The 7,716-nt window shown below is 75.4% G+C and carries 5 protein-coding genes; 1 reads left to right on the top strand and 4 read right to left on the bottom strand.

Annotation, left to right across the window (positions count from 1 at the left end; translation table 11 throughout):
* Positions 1 to 171: 171 nt before the first annotated feature.
* The 4 genes from RIF68_RS19820 to RIF68_RS19805 all read right to left on the bottom strand — a co-directional run bounded on the left by RIF68_RS19820 (position 172) and on the right by RIF68_RS19805 (position 5,018).
* On the bottom strand, positions 172 to 2,145 hold the full coding sequence (locus RIF68_RS19820; RefSeq protein ID WP_309052621.1) for an ABC transporter permease: 1,974 nt from the start codon (positions 2,143 to 2,145) through the stop codon (positions 172 to 174).
* Positions 2,146 to 2,239: 94 nt separating this feature from the next.
* Positions 2,240 to 2,638, bottom strand: a complete 399-nt coding sequence (locus RIF68_RS19815) for a helix-turn-helix transcriptional regulator (protein ID WP_309052620.1) — start codon at positions 2,636 to 2,638, stop codon at positions 2,240 to 2,242.
* 151 nt (positions 2,639 to 2,789) lie between these two features.
* Entirely contained in the window at positions 2,790 to 3,290 is a 501-nt protein-coding gene (locus RIF68_RS19810; RefSeq protein ID WP_309052619.1) for an Lrp/AsnC family transcriptional regulator, read from the bottom strand.
* A gap of 144 nt (positions 3,291 to 3,434) precedes the next feature.
* Complete coding sequence (locus RIF68_RS19805) at positions 3,435 to 5,018, bottom strand: pectate lyase (protein ID WP_309052618.1); 1,584 nt, start codon at positions 5,016 to 5,018, stop codon at positions 3,435 to 3,437.
* Positions 5,019 to 5,641: 623 nt separating this feature from the next.
* Here RIF68_RS19805 and RIF68_RS19800 point away from each other — a divergent pair.
* Positions 5,642 to 7,150: an FUSC family protein gene (locus tag RIF68_RS19800; protein ID WP_309052622.1), complete on the top strand. Its 1,509-nt coding sequence runs from the start codon at positions 5,642 to 5,644 to the stop codon at positions 7,148 to 7,150.
* Positions 7,151 to 7,716 lie beyond the last annotated feature (566 nt).

Here is a 7,716-nt window from a genome sequence, read left to right as displayed (position 1 = left end):
CTCCGGGTCACTGCCGTACGGGTAGGTGCTGTGGCCGGACCCCGGCCTGGAGGGCAGGGGCCGCCTTCCGCCCCGGTGATCACCGGAGGGGAGTGATCCCAGGCCCGCGGGGCAGGGGGCCGCATCGGGCCGTTCGCCCCCCTGCTCCGCGCACCGGCGCCGTCCTCGCCGTCACAGCGGGACGACCGTCACCTCCGTCGCCTTCACACCGGTCCAGACCGGAACCCCGTCCGCGAGGCCCAGTTCGGCCGCCGCCTGCGGGGTGATCTCGGCGACGAGCGGCGGCACCCGGTCCGAGGTCACGAGCACCCGCAGCCGGCTGCCGCTCGCGGTGATCTCGCGTACGGTGCCGGGCCAGACGTTGCGGGGGCTGCCGCCGGGCTTGTCCCGGTGCAGGGCCACCGCCTCGGGCGCGATGATCGCCAGGGCCCGCGTCCCTGCCGGCGGCGGCTCGGCCGCGACGAGCACGCCGCCACCGTCCACCGTGAGGCCCGCCGCGCCCGAGGCGACCGGCCAGGCGTTGCGGCCCAGCATCCGTGCCACCCACGGGGAGCGCGGATGACGGGAGACCTCGGCGGGGGAGTCGTCCTGGAGGGTGTGGCCGTCCTGGAGGACGAGCACCCGGTCGGCCAGCGAGACCGCCTCCACCGGGTCGTGCGTGACGATCAGGCACACCCCGCCGAACCCGGCGAGATGCGTGCGCAGGGTGTGCCGGACATGCGCCCGGGTCGTCTGGTCGAGCGCGGCGAGCGGCTCGTCGAGCAGCAGCAGCCGGGGCCGGACCGCCAGCGCCCGGGCCAGGGCGACCCGCTGGGCCTGTCCGCCGGACAGCTGGCCCGGACGCCGGTGGGCGAGCTGTCCCACGCCGAGCCGGTCGAGCCAGCGCTGCGCCTCGCGCCGCGCCTCGGACCGGGACACCCCGCGCGCCCGGAGGCCGTACGCGGTGTTGGCGAGGGACGACAGATGCGGGAACAGTGCCCCGTCCTGCGGCACCCACGCCACCTGCCGCCGGTGCGGGGGCAGCGGCGTCACGTCGTCGTCGCCGAGGCGGAGCGCGGCACGGGCCCGGGGAGTGAGACCGAGGAGCGCGCGGAGCAGGGTGGTCTTGCCGGCGCCGTTCGGGCCGACGACCGCGATCGTGGTGCCGGGAGCGGCGTCGAGGGTCAATTCGGTGAAGCCGTGGACCTCGGCGTGCAGGGACCAGCGCCCGCCGTCCGCAGCGGCCCCGGCGCCCGCCTCTCCCGTTCCCGTTCCCGTTCCCGCTTCCCGCGTCTCCGCCCCGGTCCCGTCCGGTGCCGGGGGAGGGGAGGTACGGCGCGGGGCCGGCGATCCGGTCCACCGCCCCCGCAGCGCGACGAGCACGGCCATGGCGATCACCAGCAGCAGCAGGGAGACGGACGTCGCCGCCTCCGGGTCCTCCTGGAGCAGCAGGTACACCTGGAGCGGCAGCGTCTGTGTGGTGCCCGGCAGGTTGCCGGCGAAGGTGATGGTGGCGCCGAACTCGCCCAGTGCCCGCGCCCACGTGAGCGCCGCCCCGGCGAGCAGCCCCGGGGCGACCATCGGCAGGGTGACGGTGAGGAAGACCCGGAGCGGCGAGGCGCCCAGGGACGCGGCCGTCTCCTCGTACCGGGGGCGCAGCCCGCCGAGCGCGCCCTCCAGGCTGATGACCAGGAACGGCATCGCGACGAAGGTGGCCGCGAGGACCGCGCCCGAGGTGTGGAAGGGCAGCGTGACGCCGAAGGTCTCCTCCAGCCACGGGCCCAGGATCCCGCGCCGCCCGAAGGCCAGCAGCAGCGCCACCCCGCCCACCGTGGGAGGGAGCACCATCGGCAGCAGGACCAGGGAGCGGACGAACGCCTTGCCCCGCAGCGGCACCCGGGCGAGCAGCCAGGCCAGCGGCACCCCCAGGACCAGCGACAGCGCGAGCGCCCAGAAGGACACGACGAGGGACAGGCGGAGGGCCTCGACCGTGCCCGGCCCGGTCAGGTGCGCGCCGAGCGAGCCCCACTCGGTGCGGACGAGCACGCCCACCAGCGGCAGCACCAGCAGGGCGACGGCGAGCAGCGCGGGCACGGCGAGCGCGAGAGGGGTGCGGGGGCCGGCGGCGCGGGGTGCGTCCGTACGGCGGAGGTGCGGGCGTGTCATCGTTCGTTCCTGGAGGCGGGTGCGGGAGGGCGGCGGCCGGGCGCCCGTGTCCCCGGGAGGGCCGGGCGGCGGACCGTGGCTCCGGCCGGGCGGGTCACACGCGGTCGATGTGCACGCTGGTCGACTTCACGCGGGCGGTCGCCCGCATGCCGACCTCCAGCCCCAGCTCCTCGACCGCCTCCCGGGTGAGGAGCGAGACGAGCCGGTGGGGACCGGCTTGGATCTCGACCTGCGCGGCGATGTCACCGAGCTTGATGCCGGTGATGATCCCGGGGAACGCGTTGCGGGTGGAGGTGTACGGCTCCTCCTCGTCGCCCCGGTCGGCGCTCTGCGCGACTTCGACGGAGAAGGCGGCCAGGTCGCGGCCGTCGATGAGGCGCCGGCCGTTCTCGTCGCGATGGGTCGCCACCCGGCCCGCGTCGGCCCAGCGGCGCGCGGTGTCGGGACTCACGCCCAGGAGCCGCGCCGCCTGACCGATCGTGTAGGACTGCATGCGCGCCACGCTAGGCCGCCCCGGCTCCCATCTGCAATCCTCGCCGCCACATCTCGTCGCATCTGCCATTCCGCTGGGAGCAAGCCACGAAGCGGAGGAGTCCCGCGCGCGGGGAGGAACCGGGAACGGGAAGGGGGAGGGAGCCGCGAGGTCAGGGACGCGCGGGACGGTCGGGGCCGGGCCGCGTACGCCGTCCCACCGCTTCCACGAGGGGCAGCAGCCGGTGCGGTACGCGCTCGCGCAGCGCGATCTCGGTACGGGTGCGGACCACGCCCGGCAGCTGGATCAGCCGCTGGATCACGTCCTCCAGGTGCCCGGCGTCCCGGGCGACCACCCGCGTCAGCAGATCGCCGCCGCCGGTGATCGAGAAGGCCTCCACGATCTCCGGTACGGCCGCGAGCGCGTCGCCCACCTCGTCGAGATGGCCCTGCGTGACCTCGACGTGCACGAAGGCGAGCACCGGATGGCCGAGCGCGGCGGGCGAGAGGACCGGCCCGGTGGAGGTGATCACCCCGTCCCGCTCCAGGCGGTCGATCCTCGCCTGCACGGTGCCGCGCGCGACCCCGAGGATCCGCGCGTACTCCCGGACGCTCGTCCGCGGCTGCTCGATGAGGAGCCGCAGGATCCGGGTGTCCAGTTCGTCCACCGCCATGGTCCGTCACCCTCCCTCTGGCCTGCCCGAAGAGAGTTCGACTGTACCAATGGCCCGATTCCGCCGGGCGGCCCGGGCGGCGGACCCGGCGGCCGGACAGCCGGCCCGGCGGCCCCGGGCCGCGCGGGGCGCCGGGCCGGCCTCCTATCCGGCGTACGTCTCGAACTCGGCCACCTTCGGGACCCCCGAGGCCCCCGTGATCTCAAAGGTGATCTTGCTCAGGGTGGTGCGGGGGACGGTGAGGGCGCCGGCCCCGGTACCCGTCTTCAGAACGGCCCCCGTGTCACCGTTGAGCACCCGCCAGGAGCCGATGGTGCCCGCCGAACCGGCGGCCTCGCGGATGGTGAGCGCCGAGACGGTGGTGGGGGCGCCCCACTTGACGGAGATGTGGCCCGTCGTCCCGGCCGGCGACCAGTACGTGCTCAGGTTGCCGTCCCGCACGTTCCCGTAGCTGGTGCCGTCGGCCTTGCTGGAGCCGTCGGAGCCGGCTCCGATGCTGAGGTTGGTGCCGCCCGGGGCCGACGTCGCCGTCGGCGGCGGGGTGGGCGTCGCCGTCGGCCCCGTGGCGGTGGGCGTGGGCGTCGGGGTCGCCGTCGTCGGGGCGGGGGTCGGCGTCTGGGGCGTACAGGAGCCGTCCGACACCTTGAGACCCGTCTGCGCGCCGGCCGTCCGGGCCACGACGTCCGGGACGCAGGCGGCCGGGTCCGACCTGTACGCGTACGGGACGGTGACCGTGGTGGTGGAGCGCGGGTCCGGTCCGGCCGGGGTGTAGTCGGTGCCGGGGGCGGACCAGGTGACGTTGTCGAAGGTGTTGCCGGCGACCTGCCAGTAACCGGTGGCGTCGGTGTAGAACGTGCCGAGGACGTCCTTCGAGTCCTCGAAGTAGTTGTTCTCCACCTTGGCGCGCGCTCCGGCGCGCGAGTTGATGCCGGACTCGTTCAGGCGCAGGTAGTGGTTGTTGTACATGTGGGCGATGCCGCCGCGCAGCAAGGGGGCCCGGGAGTCGATGTTCTCGTAGCGGTTGTGGTGGTAGGTGATGAAGCCGTTGGAGAGCTCGGTCTCGCTGGAGCCGACGAGGCCGCCGCGCCCCGAATTGCGCAGGACGCTGTAGGACAGCGTCACGTACTGCGTGTTGTCCTTCATGTCGAAGAGGCCGTCGTAGCCCTCGGACTCGCCGCCCGAGGCCTCCAGGGTGACGTGGTCGACCCACACGTTGCGGACGTTGCTCTCCATGCCGATCGCGTCGCCGCCGTTGGAGACGGGGGAGCCCGACTTCTTCACGTTCCGGACGGTCACGTTCTGGACGATGACGTTGCGTGATTCGCGGATGTGGATGCCGAGCTGGTCGAAGACCGCTCCGCTGCCGACCCCGACGAGCGTCACGTTGCTGATCTGCTTGAGCTCGATCACGCCGTCGGCGGTGTTGCAGCTGGGGCCGGAGACCTTGCTCGTGTTGCCGTGGTGGATCGTCCCCTCGACCTCGATGACGATCGGGGTGCTGCTGCTGGCCCGGTTGCACAGGGCCGCGTGGATGGCGGTGCCGGTCGTGGCCCGGACCGTCTGTCCGCCCGCGCCGCCGGTGGTGCCGCCGTTCTGGGTGGCGTAGCCGGTGGCCGTGCCCGTCGCGGCGGCCGAGGCCTCGGGCATGGCCAGGGCCACGCCGGCCGCGGCCGCGAGGGTCATCGTGGCCAGGGTCGCCTGGAGTCGTCGTGCGGCTGGTCGTCCCATGCTGGTCTTCCCCATTCGTGTCGTCGTGATCCCGTTCGGTGGCGCCCCGGTGCAGGGCGCGGGAAACCGATGCGCAGGGCCGGCCGGCCTGTCCCCGCAGGGGAGAAAGCGCTTTCTGCTGTCGGAGGTTAGGGGCGGGCGGAGGAGCCTGGCAAGGTTCCGGACACGTCCTGTTTCCCTCGCCCCGGAGGGCCCCCGGGGGGGCGGGCGTCGCGGGGAAACCGGCGCCCGGGCGGCGGGCAGGTCCGGGTCGAAGGGGCGACAGGTGGGCGGGCGCCGTGAGGTGTTGTCGGCCCGGGCCGACTCCGCCGTGACCCACGTCCCCCCGCGCCGGCCTCCCCCGCTCGGGGAGGTGGCTGAGCCGTTGGACGGCTGGTGGTCCGATGTGCCCGGCCCTGAGTGGACCATTGGCCCAGTCGAACGCCGTTGTGTTGAGCCATAGGTCGCCGGGATGGTTTCCTTGCCGTATCCAGGTACTTTCGGCGCCGCGCGGCGCCGGGGCGGCGACGAGGCCGGTCCGGAGCGCGGCGCCTTCGTCGTGCCCGCGCGCTCCCCCACCCCGGGACCACGCGCGGGAGGGCGAACGGCAACACACGAGGGGGCGGCAGACCGCCGTGAAGAGGATGTTCGTGGCTCCGGATCCGGGGCTCGCCCGACTGAGGAACGCGTCGCGTGCCGTTCTCGGCATCGCGCTGGCCGTGGCGCTCACCGAGCTGGCGGGGCTCTCCCTGTCCGCCTCCATCACCGGGGGGCTGGCGGCCCTGCTGGCGCTGTTCACGGTCACCGACTCCACCGTCCGCGCCCAGGCCGTCACCACGCTCCTCCTGCCGGTGGCCGGCTTCCCGGTCCTCGCCCTGGCCACCGCGCTGCACGACCTGACCCTGCTCCGGGACACCGCCTTCCTCCTCGTCGTCTTCTGCGGCGTCTACGCCCGCCGCTGGGGCCCGCGCGGCCACGCGCTGGGGATCTTCGCGTTCATGAACTTCTTCACGACACAGTTCCTGCACGCCGTGCCGGGCCAGCTGCCCGAGCTCTACGCCGCCGTGGCCCTCTCGCTCGCCGCCGCAGGCGCCGTGCGGTTCGTCCTGTGGCCGCTGGAGCGCCGTACGCCGCCGCCGGCCGCGCCCGCGCCGCTCCCCGGCACCGGCCTCGCGCGCGTGACCACCCGGCAGGCCGTCCAGGCCGCCGTGGCGTGCGCCGTCGCCCTCGCGATCGGCCAGCTGCTCTCGGCCGACCGCTGGTACTGGGCCGTCGGCACGACCTGGTGGATCTTCGTGAACACGGTGTCGCGCGGCGAGACGCTCGTCCGTGGCTTCCGCCGGGTGCTCGGTACCGTCATCGGCATCGCCGTCGGCATGGTCGTCGCCATCCCGCTCGACGGGGCGGTGGCCCCCACCGCCGCCCTGGTGGCCCTCTGCGTCTTCGGGATCTTCTACACCGCGCCCGTCTCCTACAGCTGGATGATGCTCGCCGTCACCCTCATGGCCGGTCTGCTGTACGGGCTCCTCGGCGTCCTCGACCCGGCGCTGCTGCTCCTGCGGCTGGAGGAGACCGCCGTCGGCGCCGTCTGCGCGGCGCTCGCCGTGCTGCTCATCCTCCCCGTCAGCACCCACGCCATCAATGACGCCTGGATCCAGCGCTCCCTGCGGGGCGTTCGCGCCGCCACCTCCGTCTCGCTGCGGCGGCTCGCCGGCGACCCCGACGCCGACCCGGCTCCGCACGCCGCCGAACTGGAACTGCTCCTCGGCCGCGTACGGCTCTCCCTCGCCCCGCTGGTCCACCCCCTGAGCCCCTTCCGTGGCCGCAAGGAGCGGGCCCGCCGGGTTCTCGCCCTCCTGGACGAGTGCGCCGAGGAGGTCCGCGGACTCGTCGCCGTGGCGGCCGACCCGGCCGCCGGACACGACGAACGGCTCGCCGCCGCCTGCTGGCGCGTGGAGGCGGCCGTGGAGCGCCTGACCGGCCCCGGCACCGCCGGCCCCGCCGCGGAGCCGGAGCCCTCGGCCACCGCCGCACCGGCGCCCCCGGCCGCAGGCCAGGCCGCGCTCGGCCACGTCAGCGGCCTGGAGAAGCTCCTCGTCGCCCTCCACGAGCCCCTCCGCACACCCCCGGGCTCCTTCATCCTCCGCTCCTGACCCCCGCGGGGGCCGGGACACCCGCCGGGGAGCTGCGCCTCTCCCCGTCCGGCCGCCCCGCGACCACCGGGCCCCGTCCCCCGCGGCGAACGCGTTCCGGCACGCCTTCGGTGCCACCGTGCGCGGGCCGTCGGGCGCCCGCCGGTCCCCGCCGGGCGCGTACCGGTGCGCGCTCTGGCCGCCGACTGCGGGCCGTCGGGCGCGGAGGCGCGGCCGCAACTCCGCGCCGGGAGGCGCCTGACGGCCCCGGGCCGCGCGCACCGGCACACCTCTGGTGGGCGCCGCCCGTCGGGCTCCGTCGCGGCGCGACGGGCGGCGCAGGCGTCGCCGCGCCGTCCGGGCGCCCGCTGGCCTTCGCCGGCTGCCCGTAACGGCACGCCTCCGCCCGCCCTTGCTCCGTCGCGGCCGGGCAGGCGCGGTGGTGCCGCGCCGCCCTCCCCGGTCGCGCGGGTGTCGCCGTCCCGGCAGGCCCGACGGCCCCCGCCCGGCCGCGCGCACCGGCACACCTCTGGTGGGCGCCACCCGCCCGGGCCCCGTCCCGGCGCGACGGGCGGCGCAGGCGTCGC

The sequence above is a fragment of the Streptomyces sp. genome, assembly GCF_031178505.1.
Taxonomy (GTDB): Bacteria; Actinomycetota; Actinomycetes; order Streptomycetales; family Streptomycetaceae; genus Streptomyces; species Streptomyces gulbargensis.
Note: the sequence above shows the minus strand (reverse complement) of the source record. Positions and strands in the feature narration are given on the sequence as shown.

Excerpts from the sequence above, each read along its gene's own strand:
- RIF68_RS19815 (WP_309052620.1), bottom strand. The coding sequence starts at position 2,638 with ATGCAGTCCTACACGATCGGTCAGGCGGCGCGGCTCCTGGGCGTGAGT.
- RIF68_RS19820 (WP_309052621.1), bottom strand. The coding sequence starts at position 2,145 with ATGACACGCCCGCACCTCCGCCGTACGGACGCACCCCGCGCCGCCGGC.
- RIF68_RS19810 (WP_309052619.1), bottom strand. The coding sequence starts at position 3,290 with ATGGCGGTGGACGAACTGGACACCCGGATCCTGCGGCTCCTCATCGAG.
- RIF68_RS19805 (WP_309052618.1), bottom strand. The coding sequence starts at position 5,018 with ATGGGACGACCAGCCGCACGACGACTCCAGGCGACCCTGGCCACGATG.
- RIF68_RS19800 (WP_309052622.1), top strand. The coding sequence starts at position 5,642 with ATGTTCGTGGCTCCGGATCCGGGGCTCGCCCGACTGAGGAACGCGTCG.